The organism is Photorhabdus viridis, from assembly GCF_040256935.1.
GTDB lineage: Bacteria > Pseudomonadota > Gammaproteobacteria > Enterobacterales > Enterobacteriaceae > Photorhabdus > Photorhabdus viridis.
Genome location: NZ_JBEJZY010000615.1, coordinates 1 through 223, shown reverse-complemented (window position 1 = coordinate 223; position 223 = coordinate 1). Strand labels below are relative to the sequence as shown.

Sequence of the window (223 nt, the reverse complement as noted above, 5' to 3'; positions counted from 1 at the left end):
CTACGTGAAAAACATGATCACCGGCGCTGCCCAGATGGACGGCGCGATCCTGGTAGTTGCCGCAACAGACGGTCCAATGCCACAGACGCGTGAGCACATCCTGTTAGGCCGTCAGGTAGGCGTTCCTTACATCATCGTGTTCCTGAACAAATGTGACATGGTAGACGACGAAGAGCTGCTGGAACTGGTTGAGATGGAAGTGCGCGAGCTGCTGTCTCAGTAC

The 223-nt window shown here is 55.2% G+C and carries 1 protein-coding gene; it reads left to right on the top strand.

Annotated elements, in window-relative coordinates:
• A partial coding sequence (locus ABR397_RS24795) for a GTP-binding protein (protein ID WP_350307984.1) occupies positions 1–223 on the top strand: 223 nt, incomplete at both ends.